Source organism: Abyssibius alkaniclasticus, assembly GCF_020447305.1.
In the GTDB taxonomy this organism is placed as follows: domain Bacteria; phylum Pseudomonadota; class Alphaproteobacteria; order Rhodobacterales; family Rhodobacteraceae; genus Abyssibius; species Abyssibius alkaniclasticus.
Genome location: NZ_CP095732.1, coordinates 2,622,861 through 2,648,402, shown reverse-complemented (window position 1 = coordinate 2,648,402; position 25,542 = coordinate 2,622,861). Strand labels below are relative to the sequence as shown.

Genomic DNA, 25,542 nt, shown 5'->3' with positions numbered 1-25,542 from the left:
GAAATTTGCGGAGTAACACCCATGCTTTTGGCCATTGACGTTGGCAATACAAACGCCGTTTTCGCCATTCATGACGGCACGCGCCTGCTTGGCCAATGGCGCTGCGTGTCGGATTATCGCCGCACGGCAGATGAATATTATGTCTGGCTCAAGCAGCTCATGGAATATGCGGGCATTGCGGGGGCCATCCGCCGCGTGATCATCTCCTCGACAGTGCCGCGTGTTGTCTTCAACCTCCGTGTGCTTTCAGACCGCTATTTCAACTGCCGCCCGATGGTTGTCGGCAAGCCCGATGTTGACCTTGGCGTGCCTGTGCGCGTGGATGCCGATACCCGCGTTGGCCCCGACAGGCTGGTCAATACCGTGGCCGGGTTCAACCGCTTTGGCCCGGAATTGGTGATTGTCGATTTCGGCACCGCGACCACCTTTGATGTGGTTGGCCATGACGGCGCCTATGAAGGCGGGATAATCGCCCCCGGCGTGAACCTGTCGCTGGAAGCCCTGCACCAGGCCGCCGCAGCCTTGCCGCATATCGATGTGACCAAGCCCGACAGGGTTGTTGGCACGAATACAGTTGCGTGTATGCAATCGGGCATATACTGGGGCTATATCGGGCTGGTCGAAGGCCTGTGTCGCCGCATAGCCGCCGAGCGCGGGCGCGACATGAAATTCATCGGAACTGGCGGGCTTTCACCGCTTTTTGCGCAAGGCTCGGACATTTTCGATGCCATTGACACCGATCTAACAATTCACGGACTGGTGCTGATCGCCAGCCGAAATCAAGAAAGCACTTACGTATGAGCAAGAAAAACCGGCTGATTTATTTGCCGCTGGGCGGGGCCGGTGAAATCGGCATGAACATGTATGTTTATGGCTACGGGCCAGCGGGCAAGGAAGAGTATATCCTTGTCGATGCGGGCGTGACCTTCCCCGATATGGATGGCACGCCGGGGGTCGATCTGATCATGGCCGATGCGAGCTGGATTATCGAGCGCGCCGACCGTCTGGTCGCGATTTTCATCACACATGCGCATGAAGACCATGTCGGCGCGCTTGGCCTGCTCTGGCCGCAGCTTCAGGCGCCGGTTTACAGCCGCAAGTTTACCGCCGCGATTGCCAGCAATAAAATGGAACGCGCGGGCGTTGATGCCGCCAATGTCAAAACCGTGGGTCCGCTGCCGCATATGGTTGAGGCCGGGCCGTTCAGGGTTGGCTTTCTGCCGCTGTCACATTCCATTCCCGAGGCCAGCGGCCTTGTGATTGACACACCGGCAGGCCGCATTGTGCATACCGGCGATTTCAAATGCGACCCAAGCCCGCTGGTGGGCGAGCCGTTCGACCCCGAAGCAATGCGCGAAGTGGCCAAACCCGGCGTGCTGGCGCTGGTTTGTGACAGCACGAACGTGTTCTCCCCCCATGCGGGCCGGTCGGAAACCAGCCTGCGTGAGCCGATCACAGAGCTGATGGCCACGGCCTCCGGCCTTGTTGTGGCCACGACCTTTGCCTCCAACGTTGCGCGGCTCAAAACGCTGGCCGAGGGGGCTAAGGCTGCGGGCCGTTCGGTTGTCGTGCTGGGCCGCGCTATGCGCACGATGATCCAGACCGGCGTTGAAACCGGCGTGCTGAAAGATTTTCCGGCCGTGGTCGATATCGATCTGGCCAATGACATGCCACGGGGCAAGGTCATGGTGCTGGCCACCGGCAGCCAGGGCGAGCGGCGCGCCGCATCTGCCCAGCTGGCGGGCGATGGTTATATGGGCCTGAGCCTGAAGCCGGATGATACCTTCCTGTTTTCCTCCAAAACCATTCCGGGCAATGAAACCGGCGTGGCGCGCATCTGGAATGCGCTTGCAGAAAAGGGCGTGAATGTTGTGGCTGACGATGACCGCTACCACGTTTCCGGCCATGCCAACCGCCCCGATCTGCTGGAAATGCAGGCGCTGATCAACCCGCAGATTGTTGTGCCGATGCATGGCGAATATCGACACTTGCGCAAACATGCCGAATTGTCGGATGAGAATGGCCGCAAGACCATCATCGCCCCCAATGGCAGCCTGGTCGATCTGAGCGCCGAGCATCCAAAAGTGGTCGAGCATATCGAAACCGGGCGCACCTATCTCGACGGCAGCTTGCTGATCAACGCGCTAGACGGGATTGTGCGCGAACGGATGCACATGGCGCTGCGCGGTCATGTGATTGTGAATGTCATGCTGGATGATAGCGGCGAGGTGCTGGATGCACCCTGGGCCGAAACACTGGGCGTGCCGGCCCCCAAGGGCGATTTCGAGGCGCTTTCAGCCGCGATTGAGGAAGGCGTTGCCGCCGAGCTTGCCCGCGCCAAGAACCGTGACCTTGACAAGGATAGCAAGGTTGAAGAGCTGGTGAAACGTGCGGTGAACAAGGTCTGCAAGGCCGAAGCCGGCAAAAAGCCGGTCTGCACCGTGCTGATCAACCGTATGGAATACGAATAGGGTCTAGGCGCGCGCCGTCCCGGGCTTGACCCGGGACCTCACCCTTGTGCCAGAGGTCCCGGGTCAAGCCCGGGACGGCGCAGCCCCTAACGCACCAGCCGCGAATATTTCGCACCGGCCAGCGAGGCGCCAACGATCAGACCGCGATTGCCAAAGACAACGGCAATGACCGGGCGGTTGGATGTGGTCGATGACAGGCCGATCGCGCCGCCTTCTTCTTCCACCACCACTTCGGCATCAACGCCAACCTGCCAGCCATCGGATGTGCGGAAATCACGCAGGGCTTCGGGGGTCATGAAAAACAGCACATGGCTGAATTGCTGCCCGCCGATCTGCCAGCCAAGCGACGCCGAGGCGACCGAGAAGTAATCGACCGTGGCATTGCCGATGCGCAGCGCGCCTTCGCCATAAGAGCCACCGATAAACAACCCGGCCTTGGTGACCGAGGGCATGACCAGCAGCGCAGCCGCATCTTGCGCCGCCTCGCGCGAGCCGGGAATGCTGGAATACATGCGTTGCAGCGCGTCATCGACATTGGCATCTATCTGCGCGGCGGAGCCGGTCACAGCACCATTGGCGCAACCGGCCAGCGTGGCGGCGCCGGCCACAACGAAACCACGGCGTGTTAACGTATTCATTTGCTCGCTCTCCATATATCTGGGCCGGTCTGTGCCGGATTGCCCTAAATCTAGCATGACTTTTGCATTTCAGCCAGAAAATGCGCAGCCTGTGGCGGCTTGCCGCCGATTCATGCCTGAAGCCACTTGGCGATACGCGGCGCAAAATAGGTCAGCACGCCGTCACAACCGGCGCGTTTGAAGGCCAGCAGCGATTCCACCATCGCACGGTCGCCATCCAGCCAGCCGTTTTGCGCGGCCGCCATGATCATCGCATATTCGCCCGATACCTGATAGGCGAAGGTCGGCACGCCGAACTGGCGCTTCACGCGGCTGCATATATCGAGATAGGGCATTCCCGGCTTGACCATCACCATGTCGGCCCCTTCGGCAATATCGCGGGCCACCTCGCGCAGGGCCTCATCGGAATTGGCCGGGTCCATCTGGTAGGTTTTCTTGTCACCCTTCAGCAGCGCGCCAGCCCCGACCGCATCGCGGAACGGGCCGTAAAAGGCGCTGGCATATTTGGCGGCATAAGACATGATCGCCACATCCTGCCGCCCCTCAGCCTCCAGCGCGCGGCGGATAGCACCGATACGGCCATCCATCATATCGGATGGGCCAAGAATGTCGGCGCCCGCCTCGGCCTGCACCAGCGCCTGTTTTACAAGACAATCGAGCGTTTCATCGTTCACGACCACGCCATTGCGCATAATCCCGTCATGCCCGTCGCTGTTATAGGGGTCGAGTGCGACATCGAGCATGATGCCCATATCCGGCACGGCGGACTTAATAGCAGCGGTGGCGCGGTTCACAAGGTTGTCGGGGTTCCAAGCCTCCTCGGCCCCCGGTGTTTTCAGCGCAACATCGGTGTAAGGAAACAGCGCCATGCAGCGGATGCCAAGCCCCGCCGCCTGCCGGGCCGCTGCCACCGCACGATCGAGCGACATGCGCGCCACGCCGGGCATGGCGGCAATCGGTTCTTCAACCCCGTCGCCAGCGCGCACAAAGATCGGCCAGATCAGATCGGCCACGTGCAGCCGGTTTTCGGCAACCATATCGCGCAGCCAGGGGGTGCGGCGCAGGCGGCGCGAACGGGCAAGCGGGTAGGGGGCGACGGTCGGGGTCATCACATTCTCCTCTTTCAGCCTGAATGCCATGCGAAAGCCGCCTCGCCAAGCGGTTTTGCAATTGAATAGCCGGCCAGAAACCTTAGATTTGGCCAGCCGGTAGGAGAGATGCGTGCCCAATTTTGAAATACTAGACCTCAACAGTTTCTGGAGCCTTTGGTATTGGATTCTGACGGTCGTTGCCTGGTCGATGAATTCGCATTTCACAATGGGCGTGCCGCATGATTGTGTGCAGCGCGCCGAACGGCTTGGCGGGGCCTGGGAAGAACATGTCGATGCGCTTGCCGTCGTCTATTCCACGCGCTTGCGCTATTTCATGGAGCGGGGTGGCGTGTTCATGGCCGGGTTTGTTGCCTTCATTCTGGCCGTGCTTGTCACGCTCGGCTTTGGCTTTGGCTCGGAAATTGCGCAGGCGCTGACCATGCTGGTCGCGCCGCTGATCTTTGCCAATGTCTTTACGGTGCGCCTGGCGTTGCGGGTAAGTCGTGACGGGCTGAAAGGTGCGCCGCTGCGGCTTGCGCTTTCGCGGCGGCGGCTTTGGAACCAGGTTATCGGGCTATGCGCGATACTGGCGCAAACCGGCGTGGCCACATGGTATTTTCTGAAAGTCATGAACGCCCCGCATTAGGCTTGCCAATGGCTTTCGCAGTTGCTAGGCGGCGCGCATGACCCAGCCGAACCTGCCCCTTGGCCGCACTCTTGTTGGCGGCGCCCCAGAAGGGTTTGACGCCCGCGTTATCGCGCGCGATCTGGCGCGCGCCAGGGCCCCGATGCTGGTCGTGCTGCGCGACGATGCGCGCCTTGCCGCCTTGCGCGAGGCGCTGGCCCTGCTGGCGGCCGATGTGCCGGTCTTCGATTTTCCGGCGTGGGATTGTCTGGCCTATGACCGGATTTCACCGAATGGTGAAATTGTCGCGCGCCGCATGGCCACGCTGGCGCTGCTGGCACAGGGGTTTGAGCGGCCCGCTTTGGTGCTGACCACGCTCAATGCCGCCATCCAGCGCGTGCCGGCCCGCAAGCATATTCTGGGCGCAAGTTTTGTGGCCGAGGTCGGGCGCAGCGTAAACCTTGAGGCGCTTAAAGCCTACCTTGTGCGCATGGGTTACACCAATGTTTCAACCGTTACCGAGCCGGGTGAATACGCGCAGCGCGGCGGGATCATCGACATTTTTCCGCCGGGTGCCGAAAACCCCGTGCGGCTGGATCTGTTTGGCGATGTGCTGGACGGGGCGCGCCGCTTTGATGCGCAAAGCCAGCGCACGGTTGAAAAGATCTCGGTCATCGAACTGGCGCCGGCCAGCGAAATCGCGCTGGATGAGGCGGCGATTGAGCGGTTCCGCACCAAATACCGTGCCAATTTCGGCGCGGCAGGCACCGATGATCCGCTTTACGAGGCGGTATCGGCAGGGCGCAAACATCAGGGGATGGAGCATTGGGCGGCGTTTTTTCATGACAAGATGGAAACGCTGTTTGATTATCTGCCCGCGGCACCCGTGGTTTTCGATCATGGGTTGGATGCCCTGCACGATGCGCGTTGGACCCAGATTGCAGACCAGTATGACACACGGCGCGAGGCGCTGAACAACCGCGCGCGCATGGGCAGCGTCTATAAGCCCGTGCCGCCCGAACAAACCTATCTGGACCCGGCCGCACTGGCCGCCGCATTGCAAAACCGCGCCGTGCGCCAGTTATCGCCCCTGCCGCAGCCACCGGGGCCGGGCTGTGTTGATGCGGGCGGGCGCGCGGGGCGCAGCTTTGCACCCGAACGCCAGCAGGAGAATGTATCGCTTTTCGGGGCGCTGGCCACGCATATTGCCGAGAAACGCAAGGCCGGGCATGTGGTGCTGGCCTGCTATTCGGCAGGTTCGCGCGACCGGTTCCAGCATATGCTGGATGATGCCGATATTGCCGACCACCAGTTGTTGGAGCATTGGGAGGACCGCCCCAAAGGCAGCCTTTCGCTGGTCATCTGGGCGCTGGAGGCGGGGTTTGAGGCCGACGGGCTGACGGTAATTGCCGAGCAGGATATTCTGGGTGACCGGCTTATCCGTGCGCCCAAACGCCGCAAGAAGGCCGAGAATTACCTGACCGAGGCGCAAAGCCTGACACCGGGTGATCTGATTGTGCATGTCGATCATGGCGTCGGGCGCTATCTGGGGCTGGAAACCATTACCGCCGCTGGCGCGCCGCATGACTGTATTGCGCTTGAATATGCCGAAGCGGCCAAGCTTTACCTGCCGGTTGAAAACATCGAGCTTCTTAGCCGTTTCGGCCATGAGGAAGGCCTGCTCGACCGGCTTGGCGGTGGCGCGTGGCAGGCCCGCAAGGCACGGCTGAAGGAACGCATCCGCGATATTGCCGAAAAGCTGATCCGGCTGGCCGCCGAGCGTGCCTTGCGCCAGGGCCGCGTGCTGACCCCGCCCGAGGGCATGTGGGACGAGTTCTGCGCCCGCTTCCCCTATCAGGAAACCGACGATCAGTTGGCCGCGATTGCGGATGTGCTGGCCGATCTGGAATCGGGCCAGCCGATGGACAGGCTCATTTGCGGCGATGTCGGCTTTGGCAAAACCGAGGTGGCGATGCGCGCCGCCTTTATTGCCGCAATGAATGGAATGCAGGTGGCGGTGATTGCGCCCACCACGCTGCTGGCCCGCCAGCATTTCAAAAGTTTTGCCGATCGTTTTCGCGGTCTGCCGATCAACCTGCGCCCCATGTCCCGCTTTGTCTCCAGCAAGGACATGGCCGATGCGCGCGAAGGTTTGGCGCGCGGCAAGGTCGATATCGTCATCGGCACCCATGCGGTGCTGGCCAAGGATGTGCGCTTCGCCAATCTGGGCCTGATCGTGATTGATGAGGAACAGAAGTTTGGCGTGACCCATAAAGAGCGGCTCAAACAGCTGCGTTCCGAGGTGCATGTGCTGACGCTTTCGGCCACGCCCATCCCGCGCACGTTGCAAATGGCGCTGTCCGGTGTGCGCGAGCTTAGCCTGATCGGCACGCCGCCCGTCGACCGGCTGGCCATCCGCACCTATGTTTCCGAGTTCGACCCGGTGACATTGCGCGAGGCCCTGCTGCGCGAGCATTATCGCGGCGGGCAAAGCTTTTATGTGGTGCCGCGCATCGCCGATCTGCCGGATATCGAGGAATTTTTGCGTGAGCAGATGCCCGAGCTTTCTTATGTTGTCGCCCACGGCCAAATGGCGGCGGGCGAGCTGGATGACCGGATGAACGCCTTTTACGATGGCAAATACGATGTGCTTCTGGCCACGACGATCATCGAATCCGGGCTTGATATTCCGGCCGCCAATACGCTGATCGTGCATCGTGCCGATATGTATGGGCTGGCGCAGCTTTACCAGATCCGGGGCCGTGTCGGGCGCTCCAAGCTGCGCGCCTATGCCTATTTCACCACGCAGCCCCGCGCCAAGCTGACCGTTCAGGCCGAAAAAAGGCTGCGCGTGCTGGGCAGTCTGGACAGTCTGGGCGCGGGGTTTTCGCTGGCCAGCCAGGATATGGACATTCGTGGCGCCGGCAATTTGCTGGGTGAAGAACAGTCGGGCCAGGTGCGCGAAGTGGGCTATGAGCTGTATCAGGACATGCTGCAAGAGGCGATTGCCAAGATGAAATCGGGCGGGCTGGAAGGCCTGGCCGAGATGGACGAGCAATGGTCGCCCACCATCAACCTTGGCGTGCCGGTGCTGATCCCCGACAGCTATGTCGCCGATCTTGATGTGAGGCTGGGGCTTTACCGGCGGCTTTCGGCTTTGGCCAGCAAGGTGGATTTGGAAGGCTTTGCCGCTGAAATGATCGACCGTTTCGGCCCGCTGCCGCGCGAGGTGAACATGCTGATGAACATCGTGCGCATCAAGGATGCGTGTCGGCGTGCGGGCATAGCCCGGCTCGATGGCGGCCCGAAAGGGGCCACCGTGCAGTTCCACCGCGACAAATATGCCAACCCTGCCGGGCTGGTCACTTTCATTCAGGGCGAAAAGGGCCAGGCGCGGGTGAAGGATAACAAGATCATCATCACCCGCGCATGGGTATCGGAAGCCGACCGCGTGCGCGGCGCCTATTCCATAGCGCGCGATCTGGCGAAGCTGGCGAAGGCCTAGTTGGGCGCGTCGGGCTTGCCGCGCACAAGCGCGTCAATTTCGGCAATGATATTCGCCCAGGTCTCGGCAGGCTGCGCGCCCTCAACGGCATATTTATTGGCGACGATGAAGCAGGGCACACCGCCCACGCCCATTTCGCGGGCCTGTTTGTCGCGCGCCTGAATATCATCGCGGTCGGCGTCGGATTGCAAAAGCGCCAGCGTTGGCGCGCGCGCCATCCCCGCCGCCTCGGCGATATCGGCCAGAACCTCATGGTCGGAAATATCCAGCCCTTGCACGAAATTGGCATCGAACAATGCGTCAACCACGGCATTTTGCACGCCTTCCACCCCGGCCCAATGGATAAGCCGGTGTGCATCCAGCGTGTTGGGCGTGCGGGCGATCTTTTCAAGGTTCATGACCAGCCCGCTTTCTTCGGCCGCTGTGGCCACGGGGGCATAGGCGCGCACGGCCCCTTCCTTGCCGCCAAACTTGCCTTCCAGATATTCGCGCCGGTCGCGGCCTTCGGGCGGCATATCGGGGTTTAGCTGAAACGGGTGCCAGTGGATTTCAAACACACCGGCGGGCGCGTTTTGCAGCGCAGCTTCCAGCCGCGCCTTGCCGATATAGCACCAGGGGCAGATCGGGTCGGAGATGATGTCAAGCCGTGTACTCATGCGGGGTGCCTTTGGGTTTGGATATGTTGGCGGCACAATAGTCAGGTTTGGCACAGGATGCCATGCCGGATGGGGCAAAACAGATAGCGCCCTGCCGGTCTGTGCGGGGCTGCGAATGTAAAATGCACCAGCGGCGTTGCATTCGCCGCGCGGCTTGCCCTAAATAGCGCCAGATTCAGCAGCGGGCGCGTATGAGCGATTTGAACCAACCTTCCATTCTGTCCGTGGCCCGTGCAAGCGGCGCCACCGAAACGGTTGAGCATCTCGACCTTGGTCTGCGCGTGCGCGAGCTGCGCAAGGCGCGCAACTGGACACTGGAGCAGGCCGCGCAACAGGCCGGGCTGGCGCGCTCGACCCTGTCCAAAATTGAGAACGGCCAGATGTCGCCCACATTCGATGCCGTGCGCAAGCTGGCTACCGGGCTGAATATTTCGATTCCGCAGCTTTTTACCGCGCCAAAGGATGCGCGCGTGCTGGGGCGGCGCTCGGTCACACGGGCCGGGCAGGGCAAGCGGCATATCACGGCCACTTACGAGCATGAAATTCTGGCCGGAGACATTACCCAAAAGGCCATGCTGCCCTACCGCGCCACGGTGCGGGCGCGCGCAATGGACGAGTTCGATGGCTGGGTGCGCCATGATGGCGAAGAATTCATGTATGTGCTGACGGGCGCGATTGTGTTTTATACCGAGTTTTACGAGCCGGTAGACATGCGCCGTGGCGACAGTTCCTATTACGATGCCACGATGGGCCATAACGTGATTTCAACCAGCGACGAAGATGCGGTGATTTTATGGGTGACGTCCTTGGGTTAATGGGCTTGGCTAGCTGAACATCGCCCGCAAATCGACGCTGCCACGTTTGTTCAGATCATCGCTATGCGCGCTTAGAAAGCCTTCAGCGGCGTCTTGGCCTGCGGCTTTAAGCTCGGCCAGCAATGTTGGCCCGGCATAGGCCTTGGTGGCGGCCGTCAGCCGGTTCATCAGCGCATCATCGGCGACCATATGCACGAATACATCCTTCATCTTGCCGGGGTCGATATGCCCGTCGGCGATAAGGGTTTTCACAAACTGAATGGCGCGCAACTCGCGCAACAGCGACGAATTGAAGCTGATTTCGTTGATGCGGTTCTGAATATCCTGGGCCGTGCGCGGCAGGCTGTCACGCTCCAGGGGGTTGATATTCACGATCACAATGTCATTGGGCAGCTTCGGGTCGAACAAAGGAAACAGCGCCGGGTTGCCAGTATAGCCGCCATCCCAATAGGCCTCCAGCCTGCCGGTTTTCGCATCGGGGATTTCGATGGCCTGAAACAGCGTGGGCAGGCAGGCCGAGGCGAGAATGACCTTGGCCGAGATATCGGCATTGGAAAAGACCCTGATCTTGCCGCTGCGCACATTGGTCGCCGCGATATGCAGCGCCGGACCTGCGCTGTGGCACACATCGTCATAGCGAAACCGCTCGGCGATGTCTTGCAGCGGATTGGCGTAGAAAACCCCATAGTCATAGGGGCTGAACACCCGGCCAATGGCTTCGGCCACGGCTTGCGGGGCGAAGGGGCCAAGCAGGCTGTTGAAACGCTCCAGCCCGGCCTGTTGCGGCGCCATCCATTGCAACAGGCGCGGGTCGTTCACCGCGCCGACCTGGGCCCATAACCAGGCAAGGTTTTCGCGCGCGGCTTCCGCCCCGCCAGCCACCAGCCCGGATTTGAGCGCCGCGCCGTTCAACGCGCCCGCCGATGTGCCGGAAATGCCGGCAATTTCCAGCCCGGGTTCTTGCAGGAACCTGTCAAGCACGCCCCATGTAAATGCGCCATGCGCCCCGCCACCCTGCAGGGCCAGGTTTATGCGGCGCATTTTGGCCATTACAGCGCGGTCCAGCCGCCATCAAGCGAGATGGTCGTGCCGGTAATCTGGTCTGCTGCCGGGCTGCACAGAAACACCGCCGTGCCGCCGATCTGCTCGATCGTGGCGAATTCCTTGGACGGCTGGCGCTCCAGCAAGACATCACGGATGACCTGCTCGCGGGTCATATTGTATTTCTTCATCGTGTCGGGAATCTGGGAATCGATCAGCGGGGTCAGCACATAGCCGGGGCAGATGGCGTTGCAGGTGATGTTCACCTCTGCCGTTTCCAGCCCGACGGTCTTGGTCAGCCCGACAACGCCATGCTTGGCCGATACATAGGCCGATTTGAACGGGCTCGCCGTTAGCCCATGCGCCGAGGCGATATTCACAATCCGCCCCCAGCCACGCTTGCGCATTCCGGGCAGGGCGGCGGCAATGGTGTGGAACGAGGATGTCAGATTGATCGCTATGATCGCATCCCATTTCGCGGCGGGAAATTCCTCGATCGCGGCGACATGTTGAATGCCGGCATTGTTGACCAGAATATCCACATCGCCCGCCTTGGCAATCAGCTGGCGGCAGTCATCGCCCTTGGACATGTCGGCCGCGATATAGCGCACCTTGACCCCGTGGCGCTTGGCCAGATCGGCGGCAAGCGCATGGTCTTCGTCGCGGTCGGTAAAGGAATTAAGCACGATATTCGCGCCCGCCGCCGCCAGAACCTCGGCCACGCCAAGGCCAATGCCTGAATTCGAGCCGGTGATCACGGCCAGTTTGTTGCTGAGTGATGTCATGATGATCCTCCTGTAACCCTAACTTGTGGAGCGGCGGCGGATATTGCAATGCAGCATTTTGCCCATGCGCCATATTTGGCGCAAAAAAAAACGCCCTCACGAAGAGGGCGTAAGTTATTGAGGCAGGTTTCATACAGGCAAGAAACCTATCGAGCAGTGCCCCAACTATACGACTCGTGCTGCGCGAGTCCAAGTAGTTTTTGAAAATAAACCTTGAGCGGGCTAAGGTTAGCGCATGGCGTGCATGTCGCATAAGAAAAGGAATGCAGAAAATGATGAGCAGGATGGGCGGTTTTATCGCGGCGGCAGCAGCGGTGCTGGCGCTTGGCACGGGGGTTGGCGGCGTGGCGCAGGCCGAGCCGAGCTATGCAATTTCCATGTATGGCACTCCCGCTTTGGGGCCGGATTATACGAATTTGCCCTATGCCAACCCCGATGCGCCCAAGGGCGGGCAGGTGATTTATAGCGAATATGGTGGGTTTGACGCGTTCAGCCCCTATATCGTGAAGGGGCGCGCCCCTTACGGCGTGCGCGCCCATGTCTACGAATCACTCATGGGGCGCAGTTATGACGAGCCGTTCACGCTTTACTGCCTGATCTGCGAAACCATCGATACGAATGACGAACGCAGCTTTGTCGAGTTTACCTTGCGCGAGGAAGCGGCGTTTTCCAATGGCGAGCAGATCACTGTCGAAGATGTGATCTGGTCGTTTGAAACACTCGGCACGCGGGGGGTTCCGTCTTATCTCAACACCTGGAACAAGGTCGAATCTGTCACCCAGACCGGCCCGCGCTCTGTCCGATTCGAGTTCAACACCGAAGATCGCGAGCTTGTTCTGATCATCGGACTGCGCCCGATTCTGCGCAAGGCCGACTGGCCCGAGGGGCGCGATTTCGAGGAAAGCGACCTTGTCGTGCCCATCGGCTCTGGCCCCTATGTGGTGGGCGATTTCGAGCCGGGCCGCTATATCAACTTTGACCGCAACCCCGATTATTGGGGGCGTGACCTGCCCTTCAACCGCGGGCGGCACAACCTTGACCGGATCCGCTATGAGTATTTCACCGATGCCAATGCGATGTTCCAAAGCTTTACCGCCGGGCTGACAAATGTGTTCCGCGATGGCGAGCCGCGCCGCTGGGAAGAGGGCTATACCTTTCCGGCCGCTGTGAATGGCGAGATCGTGCAATCGGTCATCCAGCATCAGCGGCCATCGGGCATGTCGGGCTTTGTGCTGAACACGCGGCGCGAAATATTCGCCGATTGGCGGGTGCGCGAGGCGTTGATTCTGGCCTTCAACTTCGAGTTCATCAACCAGACGGTGAACCAGTCGCGCTATCCGCGCATTGCCTCATACTTTTCCAACACGCGCTTTGGCATGGGGCAGGGGGCACCTTCGGATGCGGTCGTGGCCCTGCTGGAACCCTTTGCCGATAGCCTGACGCCCGATGCGCTGGAGCCCTACGCGCTGCCGGTGGCATCGGGTGGCGAGCGTAATCGCACAAATTCCCGTGCGGCGCTGGCGCTGTTTGAGGCGGCGGGCTGGACCGTGCAGGACGGCGTGTTGAAAAACCAGGCGGGTGAAGCCTTTACCTTCGAGTTTACCCTTTCCACCCCCGATGAAGAGCGGCTGGCCAGCCTTTACACGCAGCAACTGGCGGCCATCGGCATTTTCCCCACCACGCAGCTTGTGGACCGCGCGCAAATGACCGAACGGCGTGACAATTATGACTATGATGTCACCACCTATTCCTGGGGCATGTCGCTGTCACCGGGCAACGAGCAGCGGCTTTACTGGGGCAGCAACGGGGTGGAGCAGCCCGGCACGCGCAACTATGCGGGCGTCAATTCGCCCGCGGTCGATGCGATGGTGGAGGCCATGCTGACATCGCGCGATGATGCGGCCTTTACCGCCGCCGCCCAGGCGCTTGACCGTGCGCTGATGACCGGGCGCTATGTGGTGCCGTTCTGGTATAACCCCGAAAGCTGGCTGGCGCATGATGCACGGCTGCGCTACCCCGACTATATCCCGATCTATGGCGACTGGGTCGGCTTTTTGCCCGATGTCTGGTGGTGGGAGGACGCTGAGTAGCCGGTTTGGCGGCGTGGCCCGCAGGGCCACGCCAGCCAATTGCGGCTTGGTTTTTACAACGGCTGCGGGATTGACCCCGATCGCGCCCTTGCCCGGCCCTGTGCCAGTTTCGCGCATCGGTGGCGTTACAAGCCCGGCCGAAATGACCAGCTTGGCGGCTTCTTCAACCGTCATGTCCAGCAGCACAACATCGGCCTTTGGCACGAACAGCAAAAAGCCCGATGTCGGGTTCGGCGTGGTGGGCAGAAAGACCGAAAGAACCGTCTGGTCGCCAGTGCGAACATTCACTTCGCCCTTGGTTTCGGTCGACACAAAGGCAATGGCCCAAATGCCCTTGCGCGGATATTCCACCAGACAGGCATGTTGAAACGAGCTGTTCGTCTGGCTCAGCACCGTTTCGGCAATCTGCTTGATGGCGTTATAGATGGAGCGGACAACCGGCATCCTGTCGACCAGACTTTCGCCGAATTTCAGCAACTGGCGGCCAAACAGCCCCTTGGTCAGCGCGCCAACCAGCCCGGTGAACAGCAAGAAAACCACAACCCCGAAACCCGGAATGTCGGTGCCCAGATAGTAGGAGGGGTTATAGATTGCCGGCACCCAGGGCACGATCAGCCCATCGACCAGCGTAATGATCCACCAGATCAGATAGATGGTCAGCAAAATGGGGGCGACAATCACCAGCCCCGTCAGGAAATTGGTGCGAAAGCGTTGCAAAATGCTCGGCTTGACGGTTTTTTGCCTTTTGGAAGCCTTGACTTTGCGCGCCATCATTACCCTCGAATTTGCCCTAATCTAGGTAGCCGTTAACCCCACGTAAAGGTGGCTTAGCCGAAATGTTGCGCAATTTCAGCCGCCAGCCGGGCGTTGTTGCGCACAAGCGCAATGTTTGTGGCCAGCGAGGCGCCGTCGGTCGCCTCGAGTATTGCACCCAGCAGGAAGGGTGTGACCGCCTTGCCGCTGATACCCTCGGCCGTGGCCCTGGCCTGGGCGGCGGCAATGATCGGGGCAAGGGCGTCGCGGCTGATCTCGCTTTCAACCGGCACGGGGTTGGCCACGAGCTGGCCGCCGGGCAGGCCAAGGGCGGTGCGCATTTTCTGTGCGGCGGCAATTTGGGCTGGTTCATCCAGCCGCAGCGGGGCAGGGATGCCGCTTTTGCGCGACCAGAAGGCCGGAAACTCGTCTTGCCCATAGGCGATGACCGGCACGCCCTGTGTTTCAAGCACTTCAAGCGTTTTGGGAATGTCGAGAATGGCTTTTGCCCCCGCCGCCACAACGGTTACGGGGGTTTGGGCCAATTCCATCAGGTCGGCCGAAATGTCAAAGCTGCTTTCCGCCCCCTGATGCACGCCGCCAATGCCGCCCGTGGCAAAGACCTGAATGCCCGCCAGATGCGCGCAAATCATTGTGCAGGCCACGGTTGTTGCCCCGGCAATGCCGGTGGCCAAGGCCACGGCCAGATCGGCGCGCGACAGTTTGGCGACGTTCTTCATTTGGGCAAGCTCGGCAAGGCGCGCATCATCAAGGCCGATATGGATGGCACCGTTCAGAATGGCGATTGTGGCCGGAACGGCCCCGCCTTTGCGAATGTCATCCTCTACCAGCTTGGCGGTTTCATAGTTTTGCGGCCAGGGCATTCCGTGGGTGATGATGGTGGATTCCAGCGCCACAACAGGCGTGCCTGCCGCGCGTGCGGCGGTAACTTCGGCGGAAAAGACAAGGGGGAGCTTCATGTTGTGGCCTTTGTAATATGGGCAGCGGCGGCATCCAGCGCGGCTGTCAGTTGTGCGGTCATCGCCGCTTCGCTATCGGGGTCGGGGCTGGCAAGGCGGGCGGCAAAATGCGCGGCCAGCACAACATCGCCCGCCCCGGTGGTGGAAATGCTGTTCACCCTTGGCGGCGTGCGACTGATGCAATGGGCGGCATTGGCAAGGCTGGCGGGGGCGGCGCTGTTGGTCACAAGGGCAAAACGCGCGCCCATTTCAACCAGGGCGCAAGCGGCGCTGGCGCTATCGGCAAAGGCAGATTCGCAAATGATCTCGGCCTCGAACCTGTTCACATAAATCGCGGCATGGCCGTGTTTGATCGGCTCGCGCAGGCGGGCGGCCTTGCCGGGCGAGGCGGGCACAAGCGACAGCCGCGCCTGTGGCAGCAGGTCGTGCAGGCGGGCAAGCACGCTGTCGGGCAGGTTGCCATCGACCACCGCTTCGCCACTGAACGGCGCCAGCGCGCCGCTGATGGCGGGGGCAAGCACGGCGGTATCGGCCTGCTCCAGGCCCGCGCAATCGGCAATCGCGCCAAAAATGTCCCCACCGGGGGATTCGATGACCAGATAGCTGTCGGTCGGCGCGGCCGTGCGCAAGACATGGCGGCAATCAACGCCCTGGGCTTCAAGCAGCGCGACCAGCGTGTCGCCATCGGTATCCGCGCCAATCGTGGCCAGCAGCCCGGGCGGAACGCCATGCGCGGCCAGCGCCACGGCCACGTTCAGCGCCACGCCGCCGGGGCGGCGGATGATCGTGCCGGGAATATCATCGCCGATCTTCATGCTGCGGCTGGCCGCGGCAAGCACATCCCACAGGGCTGCGCCAATGCACAGAACCGGCGGCAAACTCATTCAGCAGCGCGCGGCAGGTTCAACTCGGCCGGCAAGGCGTCGCCATCGGGGGAATGGGCCAGCGCCATTGTTATTTCGTATAGTTTGCGGGTCATTTCCGGCATTTTCAGCCCCATGCCCTGAAAGGCGGTATGCGGAATCGGCTGGCCGACAATGGGGCGCATCGTGGTGCCGAAGCTGCGGGCGATTTCATGCATCAGCAGACCCTGGCGCGCCGTGTCGGAAAACTGCGCTGCCATCTGGAACCAGCGGCTGTTCTGCGTGCTGAAATACATGGGCAGCGCCTGTGCATGGCCGCGCAGAATGAGCCGCGCCATGAAGGGCGTCCACTCCATCTCCTCGGCATCGCCCCACCAGCTTTTGGCGCGGGCCACGGCCCCGGCGGGAAACAGGATGAGACAGCCACCGCCACGCACATGGGCAATGGCGTCTTTATGCATCTGGATATTTTTCTCAATCGCATCGGGCTCGTGGTTATAGGCCACGGGCATCATATGCGGGTTGATCTCTTCAAGCTTGGTCAGAAACGGGCGGGTCAGGATTTTGAAATCGGAGCGCACGCGCGCGATATTGTTGCACAGCACCATCCCGTCAACCAAACCATGCGGGTGGTTGGCGAACACCACCAGCGGGCCGGTTTTGGGAATGCGGGCAAGGGCGGCGTCGGATACTTCGTTATCCACCCGCATCCGGGTCAGCGCCTGTTTCCAGAAATTGCCGGGCAAGGCAGGCTCGGTGGCATGTTTATGCGCCAGGCGCAGCACCTTGATGCGCCCCGTCAGGTTCTCGATCAGCCGAATGGTGCCCGATTGCAACCCGCGCGGCAGCGACTGGTTGAACGAAATATATTTCGGGTCAATATGGGCACCGGTTTTCATCAGGCATGGCCTTTAATAGCTGCGCGTGCAAGTCCTGCGCTTTTCTTGCGGGATACAGGCATATTTGCACATTGTCACCGGATAATGTGGGGATTCTGCGCGCAATGCGCGAGTTTGTTCCAATTGTCACAAAGCCCCTCTTGCGTATTTCCGCCGAAGGGGGTAATCTGCGCTCACTAAATCCACAGGCAGAGACGGGTTTGGGGACAGACATCCCCCCAGATCCACCGGTTGGGGCTTCCCTGATTCTCTGCCAAGGCGAAACCGGAAAGGAAACGACAATGGCTCTACCCGAGTTCACATTGCGCCAGCTCTTGGAAGCAGGCGTTCACTTTGGCCACCAGACACATCGCTGGAACCCGCTGATGGGCCCGTATATCTACGGCGACCGTAACGGCATCCACATCATGGACCTGACACAGACCGTGCCGCTGCTCGATGCAGCCCTGCAGGCTGTTGCTGCTACCGTTGCCAAGGGCGGGCGCATTCTGTTCGTTGGCACCAAGCGTCAGGCTTCAAAGGCGATTGCAGAAGCCGCCGAGCGTTCGGCACAGTATTACATGAACCACCGCTGGCTGGGCGGCACGCTGACCAACTGGAAAACCGTGTCCAACTCGATCGCGCGGCTCAAGCATATCGACGAGGCGCTTGAAGGCGGGGCCGCCGGCCTGACCAAGAAAGAGCGTTTGAACATGGAACGCGAGCAGGCCAAATTGCAGGCATCGCTTGGCGGTATCCGCTCGATGGGTGGCGTGCCTGATCTGATCTTCGTGATCGACACCAACAAAGAAGCGCTGGCCATTACCGAAGCCAGAAAACTCGGCATTCCGGTGATTGCGGTGCTTGACACCAACTCCGATCCGCGCGGCATCGACTTCCCGATCCCCGGCAATGACGATGCCGGCCGCGCCATCGCGCTTTACACCGACCTGATCGCGCGTGCCGCGCTTGACGGTATGGCCCAGCAGATGGGCGCACGTGGTGTTGACGTTGGCGCAATGGAAGAAGCCCCGAGCGAAGAGGCGATTGCCGCCGAAGGCGCTGCTGAATAATCCGGCCCAACCCGGCTGATGCGGGGGGCGGCGTGCCCCCCGTTGTTGTTTCAAACCCAGAATTCTTAAAGGAGAGCGACAATGTCGATCACCGCAAGCATGGTAAAAGAACTGCGCGATTCCACCGGCGTAGGCATGATGGACGCGAAAAAAGCCCTTGTTGAAAACAATGGCGATATGGAAGCCTCGGTTGACTGGCTGCGCACCAAAGGCCTGGCCAAGGCCGCCAAAAAGGCTGGCCGCGTGGCTGCGGAAGGTCTGGTCGGCGCTATGGTGTCGGGCAATTCCGGCGTTGTTGTCGAGGTGAACTCGGAAACCGACTTTGTCGCCCAGAACGCCGAGTTTCAGGCGCTGGTTGGTGACATCACCAATGTCGCCATTACCGTTGAGGATTTCGACGCGCTGCTGGCTGCCCCGCTGAAAGGCAAAACCGTTGCCGAGGTTGTAACCGACAAGATCGTGACGATTGGCGAGAATATGAGCGTGCGCCGCATGGCCCGGCTGAGCGGCGACTCCGTGGCGATGTATGTGCATAACGCGGTCGCCGATGGCAAAGGCAAAATCGGCGTGCTGGTTGCACTGAAAGGCACCGACAACGGAATTGGCAAGCAGATTGCCATGCATATCGCCGCCACCAACCCCGCCTCGCTTTCCGAGGCTGATTTGTCGGCTGAACTGGTTGAGCGCGAGAAAACCGTGTTGACCGAGCAGGCCCGCGAATCCGGCAAGCCCGAAGCGATCATCGAAAACATGATCAAGGGCCGTATGCAGAAATTCTTCCAGGAAGTGACCCTGCTGAACCAGGCTTTCGTGATCAACCCCGACCTGACGGTTGGCGCGGCCGCCAAGGAAGCTGGCGTTGAAATCACCGGTTTCGTGCGCATGGGCGTTGGCGAAGGTATTGAAAAAGAAGAAGAGGATTTTGCAGCCGAGGTTGCAAAAACCCGCGGCGCATAAGCTGCAATCTTCTGCTAAGCTCAAGCCCGGTTGTGCAAGCAACCGGGCTTTTTGCACGCCAAAGGGGGGATTATGAACGAAAACTACCGCAAAATGCTGGCCGGTGAGCCGCATAACGGTGGCGATGCCTATCTGCTCGACCTTCAGGCGCAGGCATCAACGCGCAAGGCCGCGCTCGACGCGATTTCATCGCATGACATTGAAGGGCGCATCGGCGCGATGCAGGCCTTGCTTGGCAAAATGGACGGGCCGTGCATGATCCGCCCGCCATTCACGGTGGAATACGGCATCCATTTGCATTTCGGTGCCTTTGTGTTCATCAATGCCGGCGCGACATTTCTGGATAGCAACATCATTGCCATCGGTTCGCAAACGATGGTTGGCCCCAATGCGCAGTTCATCACGGCAACGCATCCCATCCGCCCCGAAGACCGTTTCGGCCCGCCGGTAGGCGACCGCCCGATACCGTTTTCGGTGGTGAATATCTCAAAGCCCATTACCATTGGCGAAAAATGCTGGATCGGGGCAGGGGCCATCATCATGCCCGGCGTAACGATTGGCGATGGCACGGTGGTGGGCGCCGGTGCGGTTGTGACCAAATCACTGCCCGCCCGCGTTGTGGCCGTGGGCAGCCCGGCGCGCATCATCAAATCGGTCGATGACGCCTAGGCTTTGGCGGCCCTTCGCCACCTCATTTGGTGATTGCGCCATTTGGCATTGAACCGAAGGCAATTTTACACCATTTTACGCGCCAAACCCAAACAGGAGATTCCATGACCCCGGACGCCACAACGCCGCCGCTCAACTATAAACGGGTCATGCTCAAAATCTCGGGCGAGGCACTGATGGGCCCGGGGCAATACGGGCTGCACCCGCCCACAGTGGAGCGCATCGCCGCCGAGATCAAATCGGTCGTCGATCTGGGTGTTGAAGTGTGTGTGGTGATCGGCGGGGGCAATATTTTCCGCGGGCTGCAAGGCTCGGCCCAGGGGATGGAGCGCACGACCGCCGACTATATGGGCATGTTGGCCACGGTCATGAACGCGCTGGCCATGCAATCGGCGCTGGAGGCGATGGACACCTTCACCCGCGTCATCTCCGCCATTCCGATGGACCAGATCTGCGAACCTTACATCCGCCGCCGCGCCGTGCGCCATCTTGAAAAGGGCCGCGTTGTGATATTTGCGGCAGGCACCGGCAACCCCTATTTCACCACCGACACCGCCGCCACGCTGCGCGCCACCGAAATGGGCTGCGAGGCGATTTTCAAGGGCACCTCGGTTGACGGGATCTATGACAGCGACCCCAAGAAAAACCCAGATGCCAAGCGGTTTGAGCGGATTACCTATGACGATGTGCTGCAAAAGCACCTCAAGGTCATGGATGCCTCGGCCATTGCATTGGCGCGCGACAATAAACTGCCAATCGTGGTATTCAGTCTGGCAGATTCGGGTGGCTTTGTGTCTATCCTGCAAGGCAAGGGCCGCTTTACCGTGGTCGAGCAAAAATAAAGAGGCGCGTATGTCGGACGAGTTGGATATTGATATTGATGACATCAACAAGCGGATGGATGGTGCCATAACCGCGTTAAAGCACGACTTTGCCTCGTTGCGCACCGGCCGCGCCAGTGCCAGTATGCTGGATGCGGTGATGGTCGAAGCCTATGGCAGCCCGACGCCCATCAACCAGGTGGCCACGATCAACGTGCCCGAGCCGCGCATGGTCACGGTCAATGTCTGGGACAAGGCAATGGTGAACGCCGTGGACAAGGCCATTCGCAATGCCGGCATCGGCATCAACCCTGTGATGGATGGTGCAACCCTGCGCCTGCCCATCCCCGAATTGAACGAAGAGCGCCGCCGCGAATTGGCCAAACTGGCCGGCACCTATGCCGAAAACGCCCGCATTGCCGTGCGCAACGTGCGCCGCGACGGTATGGACAAGTTGAAAAAGGCCAAGGCCGATGGCATGTCGGAAGATGACCAGAAGCTGTGGGCCGATGAAATTCAGGACGCGACCGACAGGCATATCAGCATGGTCGACAAGGTGCTTGAGGGCAAGCAGGCGGAAATCATGCAGGTATAGCCTGCATCAGGAGCAGATATGGCGAATTCACGCGCTAAACGGAATGTGACGCAAGCGCGCCATGTTGCCATGATCATGGATGGGAATGGCCGCTGGGCAACCGCGCGCGGCCTGCCGCGGCTGTTCGGGCACAAACGCGGCGTTGAAACCGTGCGCGATACGGTCAAGGCCTGCCCCGACCTAGGGGTGACGCATCTTACGCTTTATGCGTTTTCCACCGAGAACTGGAAGCGTTCGGCGGACGAGGTTTCCGGCCTGATGCGCCTTTTGCGCCGTTACATCCAGAAAGAAGTGGCAAGCCTTGTGGAACACGGCGTTCGCCTGCGCTTCATCGGGCGGCGCGACCGGTTTACCAAAAGCCTGCGCGCGCTGATGGATATGGCCGAAAACCGCACCGCGCGCGGCACAAAGCTGAACCTGACGATTGCGGTCGATTACGGTGGCCGTGACGAGATGATACGTGCCGTGCAGACCATCGCCCGCCGCGTGGCCAGCGGAGAGCTTAGCCCCGAGCAGGTGGATGAAGACCTGATCACCGCGCATCTGGATACCGCCGATCTGCCCGAGCCCGATCTGGTTATCCGCACATCCGGTGAATGCCGCACCTCGAATTTCCTGCTTTGGCAGGCGGCCTATTCGGAATATGATTTTCTCAACATCAATTGGCCCGACTTTGACCGGGCTGCATTTCAGGCGTCGATAGACGGGTTCATGACCCGTGATCGCCGCTTCGGGGCGGTCAGCAAATGAGCGATGACGACCAGCTGGAAGATATCGACACGATCGAGGTTGCGCCCGAAACGGCGGATGACCCGTTCGCCTTCAAGCCCGGCGATGCGCCCAGGCCGGGCGGTTTTGCCGATTTGCGGATGCGCATCATCTCTGGCCTGGCCCTGGCGGTTATGGCGCTGGTCTTCTTTTACCTTGGTGGCATCTGGACATCGGGGATGCTTGCCGTTGGTGGCGCGCTGATAATGTGGGAATATCGCGGGCTGATCACCGGCCAATACGGGGTGAACAACATTTCATTGCTGGTCATGGCGGCGGGCGCGATTGGCTCGGCCCTTGTCGGGCAGATATTCGGCCTTGTCTGGGCGATGATTCCGCTTGGTCTGGCCGTGGTCGCCATTGTCGCGGCGCGCAAGAAATCCTGGCTGTGGCTGGCGCTTGGCGTGGTGTATTTCGGCCTTCCGGTGGCGGCGCTGGCGCATTATCGCGGCGACACCACGGCCGGGTTGCTGCTGGTTTACTGGCTGATCCTGCTGGTCGTGGCCACCGATATTGGCGGCTATTTCGTGGGCCGCACCGTGGGCGGGCCCAAGCTATGGCCAGCCATCAGCCCCGGCAAGACATGGTCGGGCACGCTGGGCGGCTGGGGGCTGGCGGCCATTGTGGGGCTAGGTTTCGGGCTGTTCGCCCCCGGTTGGGCGCTGTGGCCCACGGTCACAACCAGCCTGCTGCTGGCCCTTGCCGCGCAAATCGGCGACCTTGGCGAAAGCTGGCTCAAGCGGCGCAAGGGCGTCAAGGACAGCTCTGCGCTCATTCCCGGCCACGGCGGCATTCTCGACCGGCTCGATGGGCTGGTCGCCGCCGTCAACATCTATGTGTTGACGCTGGTCTTTTAGGCAATGCGCCGGATCAGCATATTCGGGGCGACCGGCTCGGTCGGCGTCAACACCGTTGATCTGATCAATCGTGGCGGCGGACGTGCGGCTTTTGATGTCGTGGCGCTGTCGGGCGGGGCGAATATTGCCCTGCTGGCCGAACAGGCGCGCAACCTTGGTGCGCGCATCGCCGTTACCGCCTATCCGCAACATCTGGACGAGCTGCGCCGCGCGCTTGAAGGCAGCGGCGTTGAAGCCGCCGCCGGGCCGGATGCCCTGACCGAGGCTGCCAGCCGCCCCACCGATTGGGCCATGTCGGCGATTGTCGGCGTGGCGGGCCTGCGCCCCACGCTGGAACTGGCGGCAAGCACGCGGGTGCTGGCGCTGGCCAACAAGGAATCGCTTGTCTGTGCCGGGGCTTTGCTGCGCGCGCGCTGTGCTGCCCATAAAACCCGTCTGCTTCCGGTAGATAGCGAGCATTCCGCGCTGTGGCAGGCCATGAATGGCGAAGATGCCGCCAAGGTGCGCCGCTTGATCCTGACAGCCACCGGCGGCCCGTTCCGCACATGGAGCCTGGCGCAAATGGCGAATGCCACCCCCGCACAGGCCGTGGCCCACCCAACATGGGATATGGGCCAGCGCATTTCGGTGGATAGTGCCAGCATGTTCAACAAGGCGCTGGAGGTGATCGAGGCGGCCAATCTTTATGACATGCCCGCCGCGGCGATCGAGGTGATCGTGCATCCGCAAGCCATTGTGCATTCGATGGTCGAGTTTTGCGACGGGGCCATTCTTGCGCATTTGGGCACGCCCGACATGCGCGCCCCCATCGGCTATGCGCTGAACTGGCCCGACCGTGCGCCATTGCCCGTGCCCCCGCTCAACCTTGAAACCCTGCGCCAGCTTGATTTCGAACCGCCCGACCCTCTGCGCTTTCCCGCCTTGCGGCTGGCGCGACAGGTTCTTGCGGCCGGGGGCGGGCACGGTGCCGCCTTCAACGCCGCCAAGGAAGCGGCGCTCGATGCGTTTCTGGCCGGCCAGATCGGGTTTCTGGACATGGCGCGTCTGGTTGAAGATGTGCTAGATCAACCCTACGTGAGAGCGGTAATTACGCAAATACCTCGCGATCTAAATACTGTATTAACAATTGATACCGTTGCGCGTAATGCTGCAGAAGACTGGATTGCCAAGAATAAGGGGCTTGTAAGTGATTGATTTCGCGCAAAATATTATTGATGTCGCGCTCACCTTGGGCAGTTTTATTGTCATTATCAGCATTGTGGTTTTCGTGCATGAAATGGGCCATTACCTTGTGGGCCGCTGGTGTGGCATCCATGCCGAGGTGTTCTCGCTTGGCTTTGGCAAGATCATCTGGTCGCGCACCGATAAACGCGGGATGCGCTGGCAATTGGCAGCCGTGCCGCTGGGCGGCTATGTCAGGTTTCTGGGCGATGCCGATGCCGCCAGCGCCACGCAGGACAAGGCGGCAACGCTTGGCCCCGATGCCGCGCGCAGCTTTCCCGCCGCCTCGACATGGCGGCGCGCGCTCACCATTGCAGCTGGCCCCGCTGCAAATATGGTGCTTGCCGTGGCCATTTATACCGGCGTGATCATGGTGCAGGGCGTGGCGGTGGACGAGCCGCGCGTGGGCGAGGTTCTGGCCATGCCCTACGAGACCGGCCTACAGGTTGACGATGTGTTCACGTCTGTTGAAGGCACGCCCGTTTCCAGTTTTGCCGAGGTGTTTGATGTGGTCAGCGACCAGGAGCTGACCGGCATGATCAACGTGACCGTGCTGCGCGATGGCCGCGCGCGCGAGCTTGAAATCCCGCCGCTTGTGCCTGCTATGGTGGCTTTCGTGCATCCTGAAAGCCCGGCAAAAGAGGCGGGGCTGGAACCCGGCGATGTGGTGCTGGCCGTGAACGGCACGCCGGTGAACAGCTTTACGGCAATGAAGGATCTGATCGTTGCCAGCGGCTCCACGCCCATCACACTCAACATCTGGCGCAATGGCGCGGATGTGACGACCACGCTTACCGCCCGCCCGGTGGAACAGTTGCGCGCCGATGGCACCGTCACCAATGACGTTGTGATCGGTATCAGCATGGTCGGGTCGTATTTTGATGTGGCCAGCCGCACACCCGGAATTTTCGAGGCGTTGGGGATAGGCGCAACGACCGTCAAGAACCAGATCAGCTTCACCATTACCGCCATTCGCGCCATAATCCGCGGCGCACTCAGCCCCAAAAACCTGTCCGGCCCGGTGGGTATTGCCCAGGCCACGGGCGATGTTGCACGGCAGGGCCTGCCCTCGCTCATCCAGTGGACAGCGGCGCTTTCGGCGGGCATTGGATTTGTAAACCTGCTGCCCATTCCCATTCTGGACGGTGGCCATCTTGTCCTGCTGGCCGTTGAAGCGGTGCGCCGCCGCAAACCCAGCGAGCGCGCGCAGCAGATTGTCATGTCGATCGGGCTTTTCTTCGTGCTGTTCATGTTCATCTTTGTTACCTATAACGACATCATGCGACTCCTTTAGGGTTGCGTTCAACGACCGGTAATAGCCGGCGTGACATAACAAGGCGGATGCGAGATGATGAAATTGGGATTCAAAGGCCGGTTTTTAACCAGTTGT

23 protein-coding genes and 1 pseudogene are annotated in these 25,542 nt (G+C 60.8%); 15 read left to right on the top strand and 9 right to left on the bottom strand.

Going from position 1 to position 25,542, the window contains the following annotated elements:
• The first annotated feature begins 21 nt into the window (after nt 1-21).
• Together LGT41_RS13170 and LGT41_RS13165 are read left to right on the top strand one after the other, a co-directional pair.
• Entirely contained in the window at nt 22-801 is a 780-nt protein-coding gene (locus LGT41_RS13170; RefSeq protein ID WP_274127365.1) for a type III pantothenate kinase, read from the top strand.
• Nucleotides 798-2,471: a ribonuclease J gene (locus LGT41_RS13165; RefSeq protein WP_274127363.1), complete on the top strand. Its 1,674-nt coding sequence runs from the start codon at nt 798-800 to the stop codon at nt 2,469-2,471. Before LGT41_RS13170 ends, LGT41_RS13165 begins: the two co-directional genes overlap by 4 nt.
• Before the next feature lie 86 nt (nt 2,472-2,557).
• Here the strand turns inward: LGT41_RS13165 and LGT41_RS13160 are convergent, their stop codons facing one another.
• Both LGT41_RS13160 and hemB read right to left on the bottom strand, forming a co-directional pair.
• Nucleotides 2,558-3,109, bottom strand: a complete 552-nt coding sequence (locus LGT41_RS13160) for a lipid-binding SYLF domain-containing protein (RefSeq protein WP_274127361.1) — start codon at nt 3,107-3,109, stop codon at nt 2,558-2,560.
• 110 nt (nt 3,110-3,219) lie between these two features.
• Nucleotides 3,220-4,218, bottom strand: a complete 999-nt coding sequence (gene hemB / locus LGT41_RS13155; RefSeq protein WP_274129728.1) for a porphobilinogen synthase — start codon at nt 4,216-4,218, stop codon at nt 3,220-3,222.
• A 112-nt stretch (nt 4,219-4,330) separates the two neighbouring features.
• Here hemB and LGT41_RS13150 point away from each other — a divergent pair, with 112 nt between their 5' ends.
• The gene (locus LGT41_RS13150) at nt 4,331-4,846 is read left to right on the top strand and encodes a component of SufBCD complex (RefSeq protein ID WP_274127360.1); all 516 of its coding nucleotides are present in this window, start codon (nt 4,331-4,333) and stop codon (nt 4,844-4,846) included.
• A gap of 37 nt (nt 4,847-4,883) precedes the next feature.
• Nucleotides 4,884-8,330, top strand: coding sequence for a transcription-repair coupling factor (mfd, locus tag LGT41_RS13145; protein ID WP_274127359.1), 3,447 nt, complete (start codon nt 4,884-4,886; stop codon nt 8,328-8,330).
• Here mfd and LGT41_RS13140 read toward each other — a convergent pair.
• Nucleotides 8,327-8,986, bottom strand: coding sequence for a DsbA family oxidoreductase (locus tag LGT41_RS13140; protein ID WP_274127358.1), 660 nt, complete (start codon nt 8,984-8,986; stop codon nt 8,327-8,329). The two genes, mfd and LGT41_RS13140, sit on opposite strands and share 4 nt — an antisense overlap.
• Before the next feature lie 191 nt (nt 8,987-9,177).
• Here LGT41_RS13140 and LGT41_RS13135 point away from each other — a divergent pair, with 191 nt between their 5' ends.
• Nucleotides 9,178-9,801: a helix-turn-helix domain-containing protein gene (locus tag LGT41_RS13135; protein WP_274127357.1), complete on the top strand. Its 624-nt coding sequence runs from the start codon at nt 9,178-9,180 to the stop codon at nt 9,799-9,801.
• A gap of 9 nt (nt 9,802-9,810) precedes the next feature.
• On the opposite strand, the gene LGT41_RS13130 is transcribed toward LGT41_RS13135, so the two are convergent.
• Both LGT41_RS13130 and LGT41_RS13125 read right to left on the bottom strand, forming a co-directional pair.
• Nucleotides 9,811-10,851: a patatin-like phospholipase family protein gene (locus LGT41_RS13130; RefSeq protein ID WP_274127356.1), complete on the bottom strand. Its 1,041-nt coding sequence runs from the start codon at nt 10,849-10,851 to the stop codon at nt 9,811-9,813.
• Complete coding sequence (locus tag LGT41_RS13125; protein ID WP_274127355.1) at nt 10,851-11,627, bottom strand: 3-hydroxybutyrate dehydrogenase; 777 nt, start codon at nt 11,625-11,627, stop codon at nt 10,851-10,853. Before LGT41_RS13125 ends, LGT41_RS13130 begins: the two co-directional genes overlap by 1 nt.
• Before the next feature lie 272 nt (nt 11,628-11,899).
• Between LGT41_RS13125 and LGT41_RS13120 the strand changes: the two genes are divergently transcribed.
• The gene (locus LGT41_RS13120; protein ID WP_274127354.1) at nt 11,900-13,717 is read left to right on the top strand and encodes an extracellular solute-binding protein; all 1,818 of its coding nucleotides are present in this window, start codon (nt 11,900-11,902) and stop codon (nt 13,715-13,717) included.
• Nucleotides 13,718-13,948: 231 nt separating this feature from the next.
• On the opposite strand, the pseudogene LGT41_RS13115 reads toward LGT41_RS13120, so the two are convergent.
• The 4 genes and pseudogenes from LGT41_RS13115 to LGT41_RS13100 form a co-directional block, all read right to left on the bottom strand.
• A pseudogene (locus LGT41_RS13115) lies at nt 13,949-14,488 on the bottom strand (DUF502 domain-containing protein); the annotation flags it as partial.
• Nucleotides 14,489-14,544: 56 nt separating this feature from the next.
• Nucleotides 14,545-15,450 (bottom strand): pseudouridine-5'-phosphate glycosidase, encoded by a 906-nt coding sequence (locus LGT41_RS13110; RefSeq protein ID WP_274127353.1) that lies wholly within the window; start codon nt 15,448-15,450, stop codon nt 14,545-14,547.
• Complete coding sequence (locus LGT41_RS13105) at nt 15,447-16,334, bottom strand: PfkB family carbohydrate kinase (RefSeq protein ID WP_274127351.1); 888 nt, start codon at nt 16,332-16,334, stop codon at nt 15,447-15,449. Before LGT41_RS13105 ends, LGT41_RS13110 begins: the two co-directional genes overlap by 4 nt.
• Nucleotides 16,331-17,212, bottom strand: a complete 882-nt coding sequence (locus LGT41_RS13100; RefSeq protein WP_274127349.1) for a lysophospholipid acyltransferase family protein — start codon at nt 17,210-17,212, stop codon at nt 16,331-16,333. The genes LGT41_RS13105 and LGT41_RS13100 overlap by 4 nt, the downstream gene beginning before the upstream one ends.
• A 281-nt stretch (nt 17,213-17,493) precedes the next feature.
• Between LGT41_RS13100 and rpsB the strand changes: the two genes are divergently transcribed.
• From rpsB to rseP, 9 genes are all read left to right on the top strand, one after another.
• Nucleotides 17,494-18,264, top strand: coding sequence for a 30S ribosomal protein S2 (rpsB, locus tag LGT41_RS13095; RefSeq protein WP_274127348.1), 771 nt, complete (start codon nt 17,494-17,496; stop codon nt 18,262-18,264).
• Nucleotides 18,265-18,345: 81 nt separating this feature from the next.
• Nucleotides 18,346-19,221, top strand: coding sequence for a translation elongation factor Ts (tsf, locus tag LGT41_RS13090; RefSeq protein WP_274127347.1), 876 nt, complete (start codon nt 18,346-18,348; stop codon nt 19,219-19,221).
• Between the two features lie 72 nt (nt 19,222-19,293).
• A complete protein-coding gene (locus tag LGT41_RS13085) occupies nt 19,294-19,890 on the top strand; it encodes a sugar O-acetyltransferase (protein WP_274127346.1) in 597 nt (198 codons plus the stop codon).
• A 104-nt stretch (nt 19,891-19,994) separates the two neighbouring features.
• Nucleotides 19,995-20,732, top strand: a complete 738-nt coding sequence (pyrH, locus tag LGT41_RS13080; RefSeq protein WP_274127345.1) for a UMP kinase — start codon at nt 19,995-19,997, stop codon at nt 20,730-20,732.
• A 10-nt stretch (nt 20,733-20,742) separates the two neighbouring features.
• On the top strand, nt 20,743-21,306 hold the full coding sequence (frr, locus tag LGT41_RS13075) for a ribosome recycling factor (protein ID WP_274127344.1): 564 nt from the start codon (nt 20,743-20,745) through the stop codon (nt 21,304-21,306).
• Between the two features lie 18 nt (nt 21,307-21,324).
• Nucleotides 21,325-22,056: a polyprenyl diphosphate synthase gene (gene uppS / locus LGT41_RS13070; RefSeq protein ID WP_274127342.1), complete on the top strand. Its 732-nt coding sequence runs from the start codon at nt 21,325-21,327 to the stop codon at nt 22,054-22,056.
• On the top strand, nt 22,053-22,931 hold the full coding sequence (locus LGT41_RS13065) for a phosphatidate cytidylyltransferase (RefSeq protein ID WP_274127340.1): 879 nt from the start codon (nt 22,053-22,055) through the stop codon (nt 22,929-22,931). The genes uppS and LGT41_RS13065 overlap by 4 nt, the downstream gene beginning before the upstream one ends.
• A 3-nt stretch (nt 22,932-22,934) precedes the next feature.
• A complete protein-coding gene (dxr, locus tag LGT41_RS13060) occupies nt 22,935-24,125 on the top strand; it encodes a 1-deoxy-D-xylulose-5-phosphate reductoisomerase (protein WP_274127338.1) in 1,191 nt (396 codons plus the stop codon).
• Nucleotides 24,118-25,446: an RIP metalloprotease RseP gene (gene rseP, locus LGT41_RS13055; protein ID WP_274127336.1), complete on the top strand. Its 1,329-nt coding sequence runs from the start codon at nt 24,118-24,120 to the stop codon at nt 25,444-25,446. The genes dxr and rseP overlap by 8 nt, the downstream gene beginning before the upstream one ends.
• Nucleotides 25,447-25,542 lie beyond the last annotated feature (96 nt).